The organism is Paenibacillus koleovorans NBRC 103111 (genome assembly GCF_004000845.1).
GTDB classification, from domain to species: domain Bacteria; phylum Bacillota; class Bacilli; order Paenibacillales; family NBRC-103111; genus Paenibacillus_AA; species Paenibacillus_AA koleovorans.
The window spans coordinates 31,476-49,826 of record NZ_BIMA01000004.1 but is presented as its reverse complement, the minus strand read 5'-3'; the positions used below and the strand labels follow the sequence as shown (position 1 = coordinate 49,826).

Genomic DNA, 18,351 nt, shown 5'->3' with positions numbered 1-18,351 from the left:
GAGGAACTTGCATTATGTATAAGATTGGCAACCGAGTGTTTGATTCCGTCAATATGTTTATTCTTCTTTTGCTAGCCTTGTCGACTACCGTTCCTTTTCTCTATATAGCGGCGGTTTCGTTTTCCACGAACGCGGAATACATTTCGCGCGAGTTTTTCCTCATCCCGCATAAGTGGGTGCTGGATTCCTACAGGCTGATCTTCAACTCCTCGCAATTTGTCCACGCCCTTGGAGTCAGTGTGGGTATTACGGTTGTAGGTTCGTTTGTCAATCTATTGTTTACGACCACTATGGCATACGGATTGACGAGAAATGCGTTCGGGCAAAAGGCGATCTTGTTCATGGTCCTGTTCACGATCGTGTTCAGCGCGGGGATGATTCCTACTTACTTGATCGTCAAGGCGACGGGGCTGCTAAATAGCTATTGGGCTTTGATCATTCCAGGCGCGATCAGCACGTTCAATTTAATTATCATTCGTCAATTTTTTCAGAATATTCCACAAGAATTGAACGAATCTGCCCTGATGGACGGTGCGAACGAGATGCAGGTTTTCACTCGGATCGCTTTGCCCTTGTCCAAGCCGGCCTTGGCCGCCTTCGGGCTATTCTATGCAGTGGGACATTGGAACGCCTACTTCGGCGCGGTGCTCTATCTGAACGATCCGGCCAAGTGGCCCGTGCAGGTCGTGCTGAGGCAAATGGTCATTCAGAGTCAAACGCTAAATACGCTTAACAACGAAGATGCGGCGCGTTTGATGTATGATGTGCCGGAAGAACAGATCGGGATGGCTGCCATTCTGGTGGCCACGATTCCAATTCTCCTGGTTTACCCGTTCCTGCAAAAACACTTTGCGAAAGGGGTGATGCTGGGTTCCGTAAAAGGATAGCCGCTACATCCGTCTGAGTTAAAGGATCTTGATTCATCCAGTTGTACCATTGACTAATACTATGGAGGGGTTCTTGCATGAAAATTAAAAAGTGGACCGGCCTTGCGATCGCGGGAAGTTTGCTGGTCGTCAGCGCGTGCAGCAATTCGGCAGGCACCGAGAGCAGCTCATCCCCGACGGCATCGCCATCCGCATCGCCGACGGCATCGGCTGCACCCAAGGATGATTTAACCAAAAAATTCACGGTGACCTTTATGCAATCGCAAGGGGGCGTTATTCCTCCTGCCGACGGCGTAGGCGTCAAGATGATCAACGAGAAGTTCAATGTGGATTACAAGCCAGTTCTGGTTCCTAGCGGTGAGTACGGAGCAAAAGTATCGACTACAATCGCGGCAGGCGACATGCCGGATCTCATGGGGTGGTCAGGCACGAACTTCGTAGCCTTGGCCAAGCAAGGAGCCTTCCTCCCTCTGGACGAATTTATCAATGAGTTCCCTTCGCTTAAGATGGTGCCTTCCTACGTTTGGGACGGCGTTAAGGTAGATGGCAAAATTTATGGAATCCCGCGTTACTTCCCGGTTCAGTACGGCAATACGCCGATCATCCGCCAGGACTGGCTGGATAAGCTCGGCTTGAAGATGCCTACCAACTATGAAGAGCTGAAAGCGGTCGCACTTGCCTTCACTACGAAAGACCCTGACGGCAACGGCAAGAACGATACTTACGGTATGATTCTCCAGACCGGTATTGCACCGAACTACGGAATGGGCGCTTATTGGAAGCCGGATGCCTGGTACCAGAAGAACAAAGAAGGCCAAGTTATTCCAAACATTATCAGCGACGCCAACAAACAAGTGGCAATGTTCCTCGCGGATCTGCATAAGGCGGGAGCGCTTCCTCCGGACTGGGCGACTACGAATGCGACCAATGCGAGAAACAGCTTCTACGCCGGCAAGGGCGGTATTTATCAGCAACAACCGTATGACCAAGGGCCGTCTGCGTTCAAGTCGCTGCGTGAACTGCAACCGGAAGCGAAGCTCGTAGCCATCCCGCCATTCAAAGCTCCTGACGGCAGCCAAGGCTATATGGGTCAACCAGGCTGGTCCGGCATGTACGTCCTGAACGGCAAGCTGAAGGACGACAAAGCCAAAGTACGCCGCATTCTCAGCATTTTGGAGAACTTCCGTACCTTTATCCCGGTCGATCAGCGCAATCCGAGCAACAAGCTGTTCGATTGGAACTATGGCGGTCTTAATGCAGGCTACAAGTTCGACAACAACCTCCTGACCGTAGAGTACGGCAAGGGCTTGGTGCCGATCGAGTACATGGAGAACAGAATGTGGGCTCCGAACGACGAAGCCAATGATGTTTCCCGCGTTCCAACGGTAACGGATCCGTTGCAGAAGAGTACGTTTGCCTCCCTGGAGCAAATGCATAAGGATACGAAGATTTACCTCAACCCGGTTAACCGCGTCTACTCGGAGACGTTTACGGCCAAGTTCTGGGCGCTTGTCTCTCCGTTTGACGCTGAAGTAACCAAGATGATCTACGGCCAACGTTCCTTCGACGATTGGGATAAGATTGTCGCTGAATTCCTGGCGAACGGCGGTACGCAAATGATCAAGGAAGTCAACGACGAGATGAAGAAGAACAACATCGTCGGCGAGTTCCAATAAGGTAAACCACGCCTATCGACAGACTCCTCGATTCACCTACGCGGTGGATCGAGGAGTCTTTTTGTTCACACTCGATTGTTTACACAAAAACAGGAGAGAACAGGCGCTACGTCCTGCTCTCCCCTGCGTTACTTCCGATGCTGGGACCTGTACTGGCTTGGAGTACAGCCTGTCAGCTCCTTGAATACGCGTCCGAAATGCGTTGGGCTGTCAAACCCGACGATCTGTGAAATATCGGTAATGCTGAATTCCGAATCTCGCAGCAATTTTTGCGACTCCGATGTGCGGACATTGTTCAAATATTTTACAAATGTAAATCCGGTCACAAGCTTGAACAGCCGGCTAAGATGGAACGGGCTGATATGGAACATGTCAGCGAGCATGGTTAAGGTCAACGGATCCGAATAGCTGGCAGCTATGAATTTGGCGATGTCGCCCACTTTTCTGTGCAACGGGTTTCTATGTATCTCCCGATTGCTTCGCTCATGATGGACATGCCGCTGCATCCACAACAGAAGCTCCAGCAGCGATATTCTCATGTAGTCCATATAACCGAATTCACGTTTGTTGTACTCACGGAGCATCTTGGTCAAGAGCGACTCGATGAAGCTTCGCTCCGCTGCCGAAAGACGCAGCAGCTTGATATCCGTGAAAATATTGAGCAGCTCGGGAATCGATTCAATATGGCCGTCCAGAAACTTGCGATTGAAGGCAATAATGATGCCGTCCCGGTACGAGTCGTCGAGCGGCTGGTGGACATCCGTCCGGTCGATCAGAATCAATTGGCCCTTCTCCAGCCTGTAAAATTGATCCTTGATCCAATACCTTCTGGACCCGTCCAGCAAGTAATACATTTCATACGTTTCGTCATGATTATGAGCGGGGTAGTTATCAGTGAGCCTGTCTCTCTGGACCCGTTCGATCAAAAAATCGTTGACGGGAAATGGAAATTCAAAGTGATGCAGAATATCCATCGAACTCACACCTCTCTGTCCTGGCTTGCGCTCGTACTCTCATTTTAACATAGCCCTGTTTGTCGAACAATGTAGAAAGTCAAGTGATGTATAGTTGCAAAAATTGTAGAATGCGTCATAAAAGAAGCAAGCACTGTAAGGTGAACCAGCATGCGAATGAGATAAACTTTATTATGTAAGCGGTTACTGCTAATTGCCCTTGTACGCACTTATTGAAATGTTGGAGGTGATGGTCAAAGACGGGATTTCGCAGTAAAGTTCGTGATGATTCAATCTGGTTATTGTGAAGGGAGATCTTAAAGATGATGAGGCGCGCCTGGAAACAAGCTCTTCTGTTGATTTTAATGATTACAAGTATCATTCCTATTTTTCCCGGTGTAGCTAGCGCCAGTGTTTTGCCATTCTATGCTTCGGCTCAGACATCGGGCTCGATGACGGTGAAGCTGTACCCGACCGAGAACGTCAGCCCCGGCGTATCGACGGTGGTCACGTTCGGCGTGCCGTTCACCCGCGGTTCGGTCGCACCGGCCGATCTGAACAAGATCCGCGTGCTGAAGGGAGGCGTGGAAATCGGTGCTTTCGTCGAAATGCAGACACCGTGGCGTCATATCTCGAATCCGCTGCTGGACGGGACTTCCGTTCGGGTAGCGCGCATTCAAATCTCGTATACGTTCACCAATACGTTCCCGAGCTACGAAGAGATTACGGTGCAGTGGGGGACGACAACCCGCACGCAGAACGTCTCGACGAAGGTCGATCCGAAGTCGGCCTGGCATCAAGTCGTCAGCGGCACATTCGTCGCGGCAGACAATATCTACGAGCCTGACGTCTATGCCGTGCTGCCAAAGGCTGTGCTGTCGGGCGGCGTGTTGAATCCGCAGCAAATGACGCCGGCGAAGGACGAGATCGGACTTACGCGAGACGATCCGTTTTCGATGGATGCCGTCGAGCATTATCCGGACTTTGACGAATTCGACTATTCGTTCAAAAACTTCTTCTATACGGTCATAAATGAAGACAATATCGGCGTGACGCTGCCGAACCCGTACAAGACAGCGGGGCCTCAGTCGGAAACATGGCTGTACGATCGGTCCGCCACGATGTATGACTTATACTTCATGAACGGTTCATTCCGGGCATTGAGGGAAGCGACTCGCAGCACGCAATTTTACGCCAGTCAGCTGTGGGATGACTCGACGGCAAACGTCCCGACGATCGGGATGTTCAAGCTGAAGGCAACAGCTTCGAACTCTGCTGGCGGCAACAATGCTATGTACTCTTACAATGAGAGTATGGCTTACAATTACTGGTTGACGGGCAATGACGACATGCTCGATCCAATCGATTGGATTGTGAACGTCCATGAGCTGAATACGGTGCCTACGCGCTGGTCGATCAGCCTGACGAACTGGACGGAGCGCCATACGTCCTTCCGCCTGCTGGCCAACATCATTGCGTACGAAGTGCTTGGTTTGACCAAGTACAAAGACAAAGTTGTCTCGCAAACCGACGATTTCATTTGGCATCAGAACGGGGCGGACGGGGCTTTCCCTAGCGGATATGTTGACGGAGGTTTGTACCATAAAGGCAAGCAGCATGCCGATGACGAAGGAGTTCGAGAGGACTTCCTGGGTTCGTCCTGGATGACCGTACTGGTGCAGCAATCGATGATCCGCGCCTACTCGGTGCTGCCCAGCAATGAGATTGCCGGGTTTATCAAGCGAGTCGGCAACTTCCTGAAGGCAACGGTCAAATACGACCCTTACCACATATACGATTCTTATCCGGGGACGCTTGCCTACCCAGACTATTTGATGAAATACGACGGCACACCGGATGCGATCAGCGGCAACCGCGGCAGCGCGGGCAACCCGCACGGCGGCAGTACGATTGATCATAACATCTCGGTAGCAACCGGTATGCTCTGGGCGGAGTACTTCAATCAGCTGCTTGGCGGATCGCCGGACGCCACAATGACGGACATCGCGATGGATCTGTACTATGGCTATGATATCGGCGTCAACTTCTATACACGGCCAGGCAATACAGTAAGCAGTGGCGGCAAAGCCGAATATCGCTATGGCGTAACCGCAGCAGGAACTTCAAACAGTTTCCGCAAATGGTCGTGGGAGTATAAGCCGTCGGTGAGCCTCTCCTGGCTGGCCGACCAGCTCGGCGCGAGCGTGAAGCTACCGCCTGAATTGGAGGTCGCTTCGCCTGCAGCGGGTGAAGTATTAAGCGCTCCTGCAACAATCGGTATTGAGGCTCTGGTCAAAGCGACCTCCGCCTCGATTACGAAGGTAGAGTTCTTCAACGGCTCAACCAAGCTGGGCGAGAAAACATCGCCGCCATACAACTACACATGGTCTTCCGTAGCGGCAGGCAACTATGCGGTCAAAGTGGTCGCAACGGACAGCAACGGCAAGACGAATGAAGTGATCCGCAACATCTCGGTGCTGGATACGACCGGATTCAGCAATTACAGAGCTGTACTCAGCTCCGGCGTCTTCAAGTCATTGCCTATCGGCACCCAATCCGGCACCTTCACCATCGAGCTGGATGCCAAACCGCTGGCGGCGAATCTCGATGCCGGAATCAGCCTATCCCAAGGCGCGGCAAGCAGCTGGTCGATGCCGGCCGTAGTCCGCTTCGGCGCATCGAACACCATCGAAGCGCGAAACGATATAACGTATACAGGAGCTACACCGTATTCGCCGAACACGACCTACCACTTCCGCATCGTGGTCAACACGCCGGCGAAAACATATAGCGTGTATGTAACCCCGGAAGGCGGCTCTGAAATTACCATAGCGACGGACATTAATTTCCGCAGCACACCGGTCGTCTCTACGCTCAATACGCTCAACGTGATGAGCAGCGGATCCGGCGGATTGCTTATTGGCAATGTAACCGGCGGCAGTGCCGATATTACGCCGCCGACAGTGTCGGTGACCGCTCCATCGGCGTCCGGCACGATCTCCGGATCGACGACGCTGACCGCGTCGGCGAGCGACGCTTCGGGCATTGCAAACGTGCAATTCTACGTGGATGGCATTCGTGCCGGCAGCCTGCTCACGACGTCGCCATACACGACGACGTTCAACGCTTCTACATTGTCGAACGGTACGCATGCAATTACGGCCAAAGCGACGGATACGGCAGGCAACGTAACCGTATCGGCACCGGTATCGGTTACGGTGACCGGAGGCGGTTCGGCCGATTCGACAGGACCCAGCGTGTCGATAACAGCGCCGAGTGCCGGTACGGTCAGCGGAATCATTGCGATCGCAGCAACCGCATCTGACGATGTCCGAGTAGGCGGGGTGACTTTCAAGGTCGACGGCAGACCAATCAAAGCGGAAGTGCTGGATGCGCCGTTCACGGCCTCGTACGACACTTCATCGCTTACGGCAGGCAGCCATACGATTACAGCGGTCGCGCGCGACACATCCGGTAACACGACGACCTCGTCGAGCGTAGAGGTCAATGTGACGGACTCCACGCCGCCGCAAGTGATCATTGCTACACCTAGCGCAGGCACGATCTATTCGACGTCGTTCCAGTTGTCGGCTGTTGCGGCTGACAACGCAGGCATTGCAGGCGTACGCTTCTATGCGGACGGCAATCCGCTCGCAGCGGAAGATACGACGGTGCCGTTCAGCCTTACGGTTACTTCCGGGATGCTGTCAGCCGGCTCGCATGAACTGACGGCGATAGCCCGCGATACATCGAACAACACGACCACTTCGTCGCCGGTCATCATTACGTTCAGTCCGGACACGACGGCGCCAACCGTCTCGGTAACGGCTCCGACCGCCAGCTCGACGAACAGCGGCATTATCGTATTGACGGCATCGGCATCCGACGATTACGGGGTTGCCAATGTTCAGTTCAAGATCGACGGCAACCCGGTCGGCCCGCTGCTTACGGCAGCTCCTTATGAACTGACCTACAACACGATGCATTTGACGGACGGCAATCATTCCTTCACGGCAACCGCTAAAGATTTCGCTAACAACACAACGACTTCTTCTACGGTTACGGCATCGGCGAGCAATGGCAGCGGAGGCACCGGAACCGTATCGTATCAAGACGGAGTCGGCAACTATGACGGAACTCGCGATTTCCATATCATATCCGGTTCAGCCAATGAACCGAACCGCACGTTGACAACCGTATATTTGCGCGATACGACCAACGGGCTGCTCCGATTCGACGACATTGTGATTCCTCCCGGCACCAAGGTGAGCTCCGCGTCCTTGAGCTTGGTCTATAACGGGGGAGCCGGACTCGGACCCATCATCGATGGCCGCTATCTCCAAACACCGTGGAACGGCGTTTCGGGCTTGATCAACTGGAACAAACGGACGGTATTCGACTTCTGGAATACGCCGGGTGCGGAAGGGGACGGAACCGACTATATCAGCGGCAAATCATTCTCGATGACGTTCCCGACGACGGGTACGCCGGTCACCCAAACGTTGGATACGGCCGTCGTGCAGAGCTGGCTGGACAATCCGGCCGACAATCACGGGATCGTCCTGTTCTCCTCGCCGACGCTTACAACGAACTTGACGATCCGCTCCTCCGAGCACGCTACGGTTGCCTCGCGTCCGAAGCTTACGATCAACTTCGAGCCGATCAGCGCTACTTCGGCGCCGGCATGGGCTTCCGGCTATCCGGCTGCAGGTACAGCTACCATGAGCACAGCGCCGGTGAAGGTGGAGACGACCACCAACAGCACGGCTTACTTCGTTGCCCTTGCTTCAGGCGCATCGGCGCCTTCATCCGCTCAGGTGAAGGCGGGACAAAATGCGGCGGGATCCACAGTAGCGTCCAGCCTGCGCGGCAGCGCTGCGCTCACAGCCAATGTGGAATCGACGCTGACCGCAACCGGCTTGACCGCGGCAACGACGTACGACATCTACACAGTCGCAGAGAGCAGCACCAGCGATTTGCAATCGTCTCCGACCAAAGTAACCGTCACGACAACAAGCAATACGCCGCCGACGGTAACGATGACCTCACCGAGCGACAGCTCGACGGTTAGCGGTACGATTACGCTGACCGCGACCGCAACGGATGCCGACGGGATCGCATCCGTCCAGTTCTTATCGGACGGCGTCCTCTTCGGGACTCCGGATACGGTGTCGCCATACACGACGACGTTTGACACGACGACCCTTACGAACGGAACGCATACGTTCGCCGCGAAAGCGATCGACAACCTGAATGGTGAAACGACTTCGTCGGCAGTGACCGTCACGGTAGCCAACAGCAGCGGCTCGTCCGGAACGGCAACGTTCCAGCAAGGCGCGGACAGCTACACCGGCGCTATAGACTTCCATATTACATCGGGGAGCTCCGGCGCACCGAACAAAACGGCCAACGTCATGTACGCTTACAACACGACTACGCCTTCGTACCATAACAGTTTGTTGAAGTTCGGCAGTCTGTCGATCCCGGCAGGAACGGTGGTCCAGTCCGCCACGTTGACGCTGAACCGTCATGGAGGTTCGTATGGAGTCATCGAAGGCCGCTACTTGCAGACGGCATGGAACGACGTGACCGGTACGATCAACTGGACACAGCGAACCGCTTCCGACAACTGGGGCACGCCGGGCGGTACAGGAAGCGGTACCGACACGATCAGCGGCAAGGTGTTCGAGGCTGACTTCCAGACAGGAACGCCGGCTGTAGTTGCGCTCGATCCGGAAGTAGTACAAAGCTGGATCAGCAATCCGTCCACCAACCTGGGGATCGTCCTGAGCTCGTCGGTGGCGGGACGCAGCATTCAGATCCGCTCGTCCGACTATGCGACGGTTGCCGATCGTCCGTTGCTGACGATCAACTATGTGTCGATTCCAACCGCTCCGGCATGGGTGTCCGGCTATCCGGATGCGGGAACGGCGACGGGGACGACCGCCCCTGTGAAGGTGAAGACGGATATCAACGGCACGGCCTACTTTGTCACGCTGCCATCCGGCGCTGCGGCTCCATCGTCGGCGCAAGTGAAAGCCGGACAAAATGCAGCCGGTTCCACCGTAGCCTCCAGCTTGCGCGGCAGCACTTCCTTGACGGCTAACACGGAAGCGACATTAACCGCAACAACGCTGACGCCGAACACGACTTACGACATCTATGTAGTAGCCGAAAGCACAGCTAGCGACCTGCAGTCCTCCCCGGTCAAAGTGACGGTGACGACGGCGAATGTCAGCGCCGGAACGGCAACGTTCCAACAAGGCGTGAGCAGCTATAGCGGGGCCATCGACTTCCACATTTTGTCTACGAGCACAAGCTCGCCGAATCGAACCGCTAATGTCATGTACGCCTACAATACGACAACGCCTTCTTATCACAACAGCTTGTTGAAGTTCAGCGGCGTGTCGATCCCATCCGGGACGGTCGTGCAGTCCGCTACCTTGACCTTGACCCGTCATGGCGGCTCGTACGGAATTATCGAAGGTCGCTATCTGCAGACACCGTGGAATGATACATCGTCCGGCACGATCCACTGGACGAAGCGCAACGCGATCGACGACTGGGCGTCCCCGGGAGCTTCCGGCAGCGGAACCGACTACATCAGCGGCAAGCTGTTCGAAGTGGACTTCCAATCCGGCATTCCATCGACGACGGTAACGCTTGATCCGGCGGTCGTACAGAGCTGGATCGACAATCCGTCTACCAACTGGGGCGTCGTGCTCAGCTCGCCGGTAGCGGGGCGCAGCATCCAAATCCGCAGCTCCGACTATGCAACGGCAGGCGATCGTCCGTTGCTGACGATCAACTATGTTCCGCAATAATCGTTAGCGATACAAAAAGGACCCGACAGCTACTCGAAGCTGCGGGTCTTTTTATTTATATTGTTTCCTATACTTGAGCGGCGAGCAGCCGACCTGCTCCTTGAACACGCGGCCGAAATGCGTCGAGCTGTCGAAGCCCACCTGCTGGGCGATCTCGGTCACATTGAGGTTCGTATCGCGCAGCAGCTTCTGCGACTCGAGCGTCCTCACGCTGTGGATGTACTCGATGAACGTGAAGCCCGTCACCTCCTTGAACATCCGGCTCAAGTGATAGGGACTGATGTAGAACGTCTGGGAGATGCCGGCGAGTGTCAGCTCTTCCATGTATGTTTGGTTGATATGTTTGACGATATCGGATATTTTCTCGTGAATCGAATTGGCGTGCCGGACCGTGATGCGGGAGACGCTTTCATTTTTGCGCTTCAGCCAGACAAGCAGCTCCATCATAGTCGCCTTCAAGTACACCAAGTAGCCGAAGTCCTTTTTCCCGTGCTCCCGCACCATCTTCAGCAACAGCGATTCGATAAAGCTTTGCTCCGCGGCGGTGAACCGGAACAGCTTCGTGCGCGTAAAAGTCTCCAGAATTTCGTCCAGAATAGGCTGCAGCAAGTCATGCTCGAGAAATTGGCGGTTGAACGCGACCAGAATACCTTCGCGCACCTCGTTTTCCTTGTCGATGTTCTTGTGAATGTCGTGACGGTCGATCATCACCATATCGCCTTTTTCCAGCACATAGGTGCGGTCTCTGATGAAATAGCTCCGGACGCCGTCCAGCAAATAATACATCTCGTACGTTTCGTGGCTGTGGTACTGGGACAAGTGGACATCCGTCACCAATTTTCGGGTTCGCAGAATGATAAAGTGATCTTCCAGCTCAAACAGGTTCTGACCGTTCATAGACATGGACAAGCGGAACACCTCCAGCTTCATTTTAGCATACGATTAGCTGAAACAGCAATTTAAGTGGATAAATGAGAAAAAAAAGCAAGAGATGTGCTGAATATGTACGAAATTTGCTTTATCCTTAAATTGAGGATGTGTACTCTTTGGGTGCATCCGGCGAGGCGTATGCCTGGCAACAGTTTGGCACAAAGGAGCTTGGCCATGATCCGCAGATTGAGAGAACAGGACTGTGAGGCCAGTCTCGAGCTGACCGAGTTTTCGTTCCGGTTGAATTTATCAGCTGCCGAGAGGATGAGACGGCTCGAGCAGATGAAGACGGATTACGTCTTGGGCTACTATGAGAATGATATATTGGCGGCCAAGCTGGTCATTTTGCCATTCCGTATGTATTTGGGCGGGAAAAAGCTGGATATGGGAGGCATTGCAAGCGTAGCGACATGGCCGGAGCATCGGCGCAAAGGGATGGTCGGCAAGCTGATCACCCATTCGCTGCAAGCGATGCGGGAGCAAGGGCAAACCGTTTCCGTGCTCAACCCGTTCTCCTTCGTGTTTTACCGCAAATACGGCTGGGGATATTTTGGAGAAATCAAACGTTACAAATATGCGGTGAGCCGTACGACCGCCATTCCGGTTCCGGGTGGGTATGTGGAGCGGAAGTCGCGACGGGATCTGGCTGTAATCCGCGACGTGTACGAAGCGTTCGCCGCCAAATACAACGGCATGCTGAGCCGCGACGATGCCTGGTGGGAGCATCAGGTATTCCGGCGGAAGCTGGGTCAGCTGGCCGTCGACTTCGACGAGTCGGGGCAGCCCAGAGGGTACGTCATGTATTCGGTGGAAGGCACTGTGCTCGATGTAAAAGAGTTCATCTACCTGGATGAGCTCAGCCGTTCCAGACTGCTCCGGTTTCTCGCGATGCACGATTCGATGACGGAGCAAGTGACATTTACCGCACCGGCGGGGGATCTGCTCGTTACCTTGTTCGATACGCCGCCAGCCCGATCCGAAGTGAATGCATGCTACATGACCCGGATAGTCGATATGAAAGGGTTTCTGGAGCAGTATCCGTTCGAGAGCGACGGGGAGGAGATTACGTTGCGGTTCCAGGTGGAAGATCAGCAGGCGCCATGGAACAACGGCCGCTTCGAGCTGACGATCGAGGCGGACGGGCATGCTACGGCCACGAAGCTAGAGCTGCGGGAAGTCGAATTGGGCTCGGCAGACGGCGGAGCGGCAAGTGGGCAAGCAGGATGGCTGGCGGGACCGATTCATGTGTTCTCCTCCCTGTTCATGGGGTTCGGTGACAGCCGGTCCTACGTCGACTCTGGTTTGCTGGCTGGAGATCGCAAAACGGCGGAAATGCTCGATCGGCTTTTGTCGAAGCAGCAGCCCTATATTTTGGATATGTTCTAATGCATAACAAGGGAACAGAGGCTTCATTCCATTCGTGGAATGAAGCCTCTTTCCTTGAAATGGAAATAAAAACAGCAAAAAATGTCGATTACACAACTAAATGAGCAATGATTGTAAGGTTAATGCTCGTATTTTGCTTTATTATTATTCTGTAAGCGCTTGCTTATGCCGTACATCAGGTCTAATATGTTCCTGTTCCTACTTCGATAATCGGGGAGGTGATTCGTTCCTAGAGTTGGAGCTGCATCCGAGAATCCGTTCTCATCCACCATCCGCCATTCACCACCCACAATCGAAAGGAGTAGTGTTAATGATGATGAAGCGCGTTTGGAAGCAAACCTTGCTGATGATCCTGCTCATTACGGGGATCGTGCCCGTCTTCCCGGGCGTTGCCAGCGCAACGGTTCTCCCGTTCTACGCTTCCGCCGAGACCTCCGGTACGATGACAGTCAAGCTGCATCCTACCGAGAATGTCGATACCGGCGTTCCGACGCTTGTCACCTTCGGCGTTCCGTTCACCCGCGGATCCGTCGCCCCGGCCGATCTGACCAAATTCCGGGTGCTGAAGGGAGGCGTCGAAATTCCCGCTTATGTCGCCATGCAAACCCCTTGGAGACATATTACGAACCCCGCGCTGGACGGCACCTCCGTTCGCGTAGCGACCGTTCAGATCCCATACACATTCACCTCCGCTTTCCCTAACAGCGAGAACATCACCATCGAATGGGGGACGACGACCCGCACCCAGAACATCTCCACACTGACCGATCCGAAGACGGCATGGCACCAAGTCGTCAGCGGCACGTTCGTCGCGACGGACAATATTTATGAGCCGGATGTGTACGCGGTGCTTCCGAAGGACGTCCTGTCGAAAGGCACGCTCAATCCGCAGCGGATGAATCCGATGGACGACGATATAGGCGTCAATCGCGACGATCCTTCCTCCATGAAGGCGGTCGAGCATTATCCGGATTTTGACGAAGCCGATTATGCGTTCAAAAACTTTTTCTATACCGTTATCAATGAAGACAACATCGCCGTGACCGAAACGAATCCGTACAAGGATGCCGGTGCGAACTCCGAAACTTGGCTGTACGATCGTTCCTCGACGATGTACGATTTGTACTTCCGCTCCGGCTCGTTCAAGGCGCTTCGCGAAGCGACGCGCAGCACGCAGTTCTATGCGAGCAAGCTATGGGACGCTACGACGACGCCGACCAAGGCGATCGGCTTGTTCAAGCTGAAGGCGACCTCTACATCTGCAGGCGGCGGCAACAACTCTATGTACTCTTACAACGAGCCGCTCGCGTACGACTACTGGCTGACCGGCAATGCCGGGATGCTAGATCCGATCGACTGGATCGTCAACGCGCAAGAACAAAATACGGAGAACACCCGCTGGTCGGCCGGTCTGAGCACATGGACGGAACGGCATACGGCGTTCCGCCTGCTAGCCAACGTTATCGCTTATGAAGTATTGGGGCTAACGAAGTACAAGGACAACGTGGTCTCGCAAACAGGTGACTTCATCTGGCATCAGAATGGCGCCGGCGGTGCGATACCGTCCGGTTACGTCGACGGCGGTTTGTATCACAAGGGCTCGCAGCATGGGGACGGTGTGAGCGCGGATTTTGTCGCTTCGTCATGGATGACCATCCTCTTGCAGCAATCGATGATTCGCGCCTACTCGATTACGCAGGACAGCGACATTGCGAGCTTCGTGAAGCGTGTCGGCAATTTTCTGAAAGCTGCAGTCAAATATGATCCGTACCATAGCTACGATTCATATGCAGGCACGCTGGCTTACGCCGACTATATGATGAAGTACGACGGAACGACCGACGCGGTGAGCGGCGGCCGCGGCAGTGCGGGCAATCCGCATGGAGGCAGCACGATCGATCACAATATTTCGATTGCGACCGGGCTGCTCTGGTCCGAATATTTCAACCAGCTGCTTGGCGGTTCGCCCGATTCTACGATTACGGATCTGGCTATGGACCTCTACCTCGGCTATGATATCGGCGTCAACTACTGGACGCGTCCGGCAGGTCCGGCAAGCGGCAAAGCGGCTTTCCGCGTGAACCCGTGGCGCAAATGGTCGTGGGAGCACAAACCTTCTGTCAGCTTGTCCTGGCTTGCGAACCAGATCGGGGTCAGCCTGCAGCTGCCGCCGGACATTACGATGTCCGCTCCTGTGGAAGGCCAGATTTTCTCCGAATCGGCTACGATCGGCATCGATCCGCTTGTGACCGCGAACTCGGGATCGATTACGAAAGTGGAGTTTTTCAACGGCGTTACCAAGCTCGGAGAGAAAACATCGCCTCCTTACAACTACACTTGGTCATCCGTAGCGGCAGGCAGCTATGCGATCAAGGTGAAGGCGACGGACAGCAACGGCAAGTCCAGCGAGACGATCCGCAACGTGCGGGTGCTCGACACGACGGGACTTGCTAACTGGAAGGCGGCGATCTATGCCGGTCAATTTAAGTCTTATCCGCTGGGCACGCAAACCGGCACGTTTACCGTAGAGCTCGATGCCATGCCGCTCGCTGCGACGGTCGACGGCGGCGTGAGCTTTTCCCTCGGCTCGGCCGGCGGCTCTTGGTCGATGCCGGCCGTCGTACGCTTCGGAACGGCAGGCAAGATCGAAGCGCGCGACAACATTACCTATGTCGGTCCGGGAACGCCGATTACGTATTCGGCGAATCAAGTGTATCGTCTGCGCATCGTCGTCGATACGGCGGCTAAGACGTATAGCGCATATGTAACTCCGCCTAGCAGCTCGGAATTGACGATTGCGACGAACATCGCCTTCCGCAGCACGCCGGTCGTATCGAGCCTCGATACGCTGAACGTAATGGGCGATATCGGCGGCTTGCTCGTCGGCAACGTAACAGGCGGCACCGGCGACGTTACCGCTCCGACGGTCTCGATCTCGGCACCGTCCGCCTCGAGCACGATTTCGGGCTCCACGACGATTACCGCATCCGCCACCGATGCGACAGGCGTCAGCAGCGTGCAGCTGTTCATCGACGGCATCCAGGTCGGCAATACGCTGACGGCTTCGCCTTACACGACGACGTTCAACGCGGCTACTTTGTCGAACGGCACGCATACGATAACGGCGAAAGCGGTGGATGCCGCAGGCAATACATCCTATTCGGCACCGGTCTCCGTTACGGTGACGGGCGGCGGCTCGTCGGATTCGACTGCGCCGACGGTTTCGATGACCTCGCCAAGCCCAGGCACCGTTAGCGGCTCGATTACCTTGTCTGCGAACGCTGCGGACGACGTGCGCGTAGGCGGCGTCACCTTCCACGTGGACGGCAAGCCGGCCACGACCGAGTTGCTGAACGCACCGTTCTCGACTTCGTTCAACACTAGCTCGCTCACGTCGGGCAACCACACCATTACGGCCGTCGCCCGCGACACTTCGGGCAATACGACGACCTCCACAGGCGTGACTGTCAACGTGACGGACGGAACTCCGCCGCAAGGCGTCATCAGTCAGCCTGCTGCAGGCACGATCTATACGACGTCGTTCCAGCTGGCGGCTGTTGCCAGCGACAATGTCGGCGTAGCGGGCGTAAGATTCTATGCCGACGGAAGCCCGCTGGCGGCTGAGGATACGAGCATACCGTTCAACCTTACTGTCACGTCCGGCATGCTGTCGGCCGGCGCGCATGCGCTGACGGCGGTAGTCCGCGACACGTCGAACAATACGTATACGACGCCTGCGGTCAACATCATATTCAGCCCGGACAGCACAGCGCCTACCGTATCCGTCACTTCGCCGACCGCAAGCTCGACGAACAGCGGCTACATTACCTTGACCGCTACCGCTTCCGACAACTACGGCGTAGGCAGCGTGCAGTTCAAGCTGGACGGCAATCCGATCGGAGCTCCGATCACTTCGGCTCCGTACACAATGTCCTACAACACGATGGGCGTGCTGGACGGCAGCCATACGTTCACCGCAACGGCCGTCGACTATGCGGCCAACGCGACGACTTCCTCCGGCGTAGGCGTCACGATCAGCAACAACAGCGGCGGCTCAGGTACAATTACGTATCAGTACGGAGTCGACAACTATACGCTCACGAAGGATGTCGGGATTACCAGCCAAGGCTCTGGCAATACGGTTGCAGCCAAGACGGGGGCCGATATCAATATTTACAACCAAACGCAGCAGGCGTCGCCTTATAATATGTTCTCGATCATTCGTTTCGACGGTATCACGATTCCGCTGAATACGAAGGTGGACTCCGCCACTTTGACGGTTCGCATGAGCTCCAACGTGAATCCGACGAATATCGAAGGGCGCTACTTGAACACTTATTGGAACTATGACTCCTCGCAGCTTACTTGGAATAAACGCGATGTTACGGACTCGTGGAATACGCCGGGGGCGGCCGGCGACGGTACGGATTTCATCACCGGCAAATCGTTTACGACAACCCTTACGACCGGCTGGCAGAATAAGACGATTACCCTTGATCCGGATGTCGTGCAGAGCTGGTTGACGGATCCTTCCTCGAATCACGGGGTTAAAATTAACTCTATGACTCAAGCTACAACCGTCAAGCTCAACGGCTCGGAGAATACGACGGAGGCTTACCGACCGAAGCTCAGCATCACTTATTCGCCTTCGGACACGACCGCCCCGACGGTTTCGGTCACATCGCCAACAGGCGGCGCTACGCTGACCGGTGTGACGAACTTGACTGCCAATGCCTCCGACAATGTCGGTGTGGTGGGCGTACAGTTCTACTTCAACGGAAATGCGGCCGGTGCGGAAGATACCGTCGCTCCTTACGACGTGTCGTATGATACGAGCGCTTTGACGCCGGGCTCCTACACCGTCACGGCGGTAGCGCGCGATGCGGCCGGCAACACGACGACGTCTTCCGGCGTCAACGTGACCGTCGCAGCGCCGGCACCGGTGACCGTGACGTTCCAGGAAGGCGTCAGCAGCTACACGGGGACAAAGGATATCCAGATTCGTACGGGAAGCGGTTCCTCGTATACGGGAACGGAAAGTTATGTCTACAATAAACTGGATCTGACGAGTGGTGCTTACGAGATCCAGAGCTTGCTCCGGTTCGACAACATCTCGATTCCGGCCGGTAAGACGGTGACGTCGGCCTCACTAAAGCTGACGTTCATCAATTACAACACTATGGATTTAACCGGGTACTACTTGAACACGACTTGGGGGGCTACCTCGGCCACTTGGGTTAACAAAGCTACGAGTACGCCTTGGAACACAGCGGGAGCTCGCGGCGTCGGTACCGACATCAAGAGCGGGCTGTCGTTTACAGTACCGTTCACGACGACGGGGACGGCGATCGTGAAGAACATCACGCTCGATACGGCGACGGTGCAGGATTGGCTCGACAATCCTTCGAACAACCACGGGGTGCTGCTGTACTCCGCGGTGCCGGGCAAGATCATTCGCTTCTACACGTCCGAGCATGCTACGACGAGCTATCGCCCGGAATTGAGCATTACGTATCAATAAAGCCAAGTTAACAAAAGCAAAAACAAACAACGGATGAGCCGGGCTCATCCGTTGTTTGTTTTTGATGGCATTTTACTGGCGTAAAAAATAAGGATAGGGCGTATTACTCCCGCGCCATCCCCTGCGTCTGAATCAGAAAACTCTCACATCCGTCGTCATGTTACGGTTCTGTAG

7 protein-coding genes are annotated in these 18,351 nt (G+C 55.0%); 5 read left to right on the top strand and 2 right to left on the bottom strand.

Translation table 11 applies throughout. The features are described from left to right. Positions 1-14: 14 nt before the first annotated feature. Both PKO02S_RS02400 and PKO02S_RS02395 read left to right on the top strand, forming a co-directional pair. Positions 15-887 carry a carbohydrate ABC transporter permease gene (locus PKO02S_RS02400; RefSeq protein ID WP_127579492.1) on the top strand — a complete coding sequence of 291 codons (873 nt, stop codon included), beginning with the start codon at positions 15-17 and terminating at the stop codon, positions 885-887. Between the two features lie 77 nt (positions 888-964). Next, complete coding sequence (locus PKO02S_RS02395; RefSeq protein WP_127579491.1) at positions 965-2,563, top strand: extracellular solute-binding protein; 1,599 nt, start codon at positions 965-967, stop codon at positions 2,561-2,563. A 128-nt stretch (positions 2,564-2,691) separates the two neighbouring features. On the opposite strand, the gene PKO02S_RS02390 is transcribed toward PKO02S_RS02395, so the two are convergent. Beyond that, positions 2,692-3,537, bottom strand: a complete 846-nt coding sequence (locus PKO02S_RS02390; RefSeq protein ID WP_127579490.1) for a helix-turn-helix transcriptional regulator — start codon at positions 3,535-3,537, stop codon at positions 2,692-2,694. Positions 3,538-3,839: 302 nt separating this feature from the next. On the opposite strand from PKO02S_RS02390, the gene PKO02S_RS02385 reads away from it, so the two are divergent. Further along, on the top strand, positions 3,840-10,340 hold the full coding sequence (locus PKO02S_RS02385) for an Ig-like domain-containing protein (protein WP_127579489.1): 6,501 nt from the start codon (positions 3,840-3,842) through the stop codon (positions 10,338-10,340). 51 nt (positions 10,341-10,391) lie between these two features. Here PKO02S_RS02385 and PKO02S_RS02380 read toward each other — a convergent pair whose 3' ends face one another. Beyond that, complete coding sequence (locus PKO02S_RS02380; protein ID WP_246066803.1) at positions 10,392-11,243, bottom strand: helix-turn-helix transcriptional regulator; 852 nt, start codon at positions 11,241-11,243, stop codon at positions 10,392-10,394. Positions 11,244-11,444: 201 nt separating this feature from the next. Between PKO02S_RS02380 and PKO02S_RS02375 the strand changes: the two genes are divergently transcribed. Together PKO02S_RS02375 and PKO02S_RS02370 are read left to right on the top strand one after the other, a co-directional pair. After that, positions 11,445-12,656, top strand: coding sequence for a GNAT family N-acetyltransferase (locus PKO02S_RS02375; RefSeq protein WP_164821254.1), 1,212 nt, complete (start codon positions 11,445-11,447; stop codon positions 12,654-12,656). 310 nt (positions 12,657-12,966) lie between these two features. Next, positions 12,967-18,177, top strand: a complete 5,211-nt coding sequence (locus tag PKO02S_RS02370) for an Ig-like domain-containing protein (RefSeq protein WP_164821253.1) — start codon at positions 12,967-12,969, stop codon at positions 18,175-18,177. Positions 18,178-18,351: the final 174 nt, after the last annotated feature.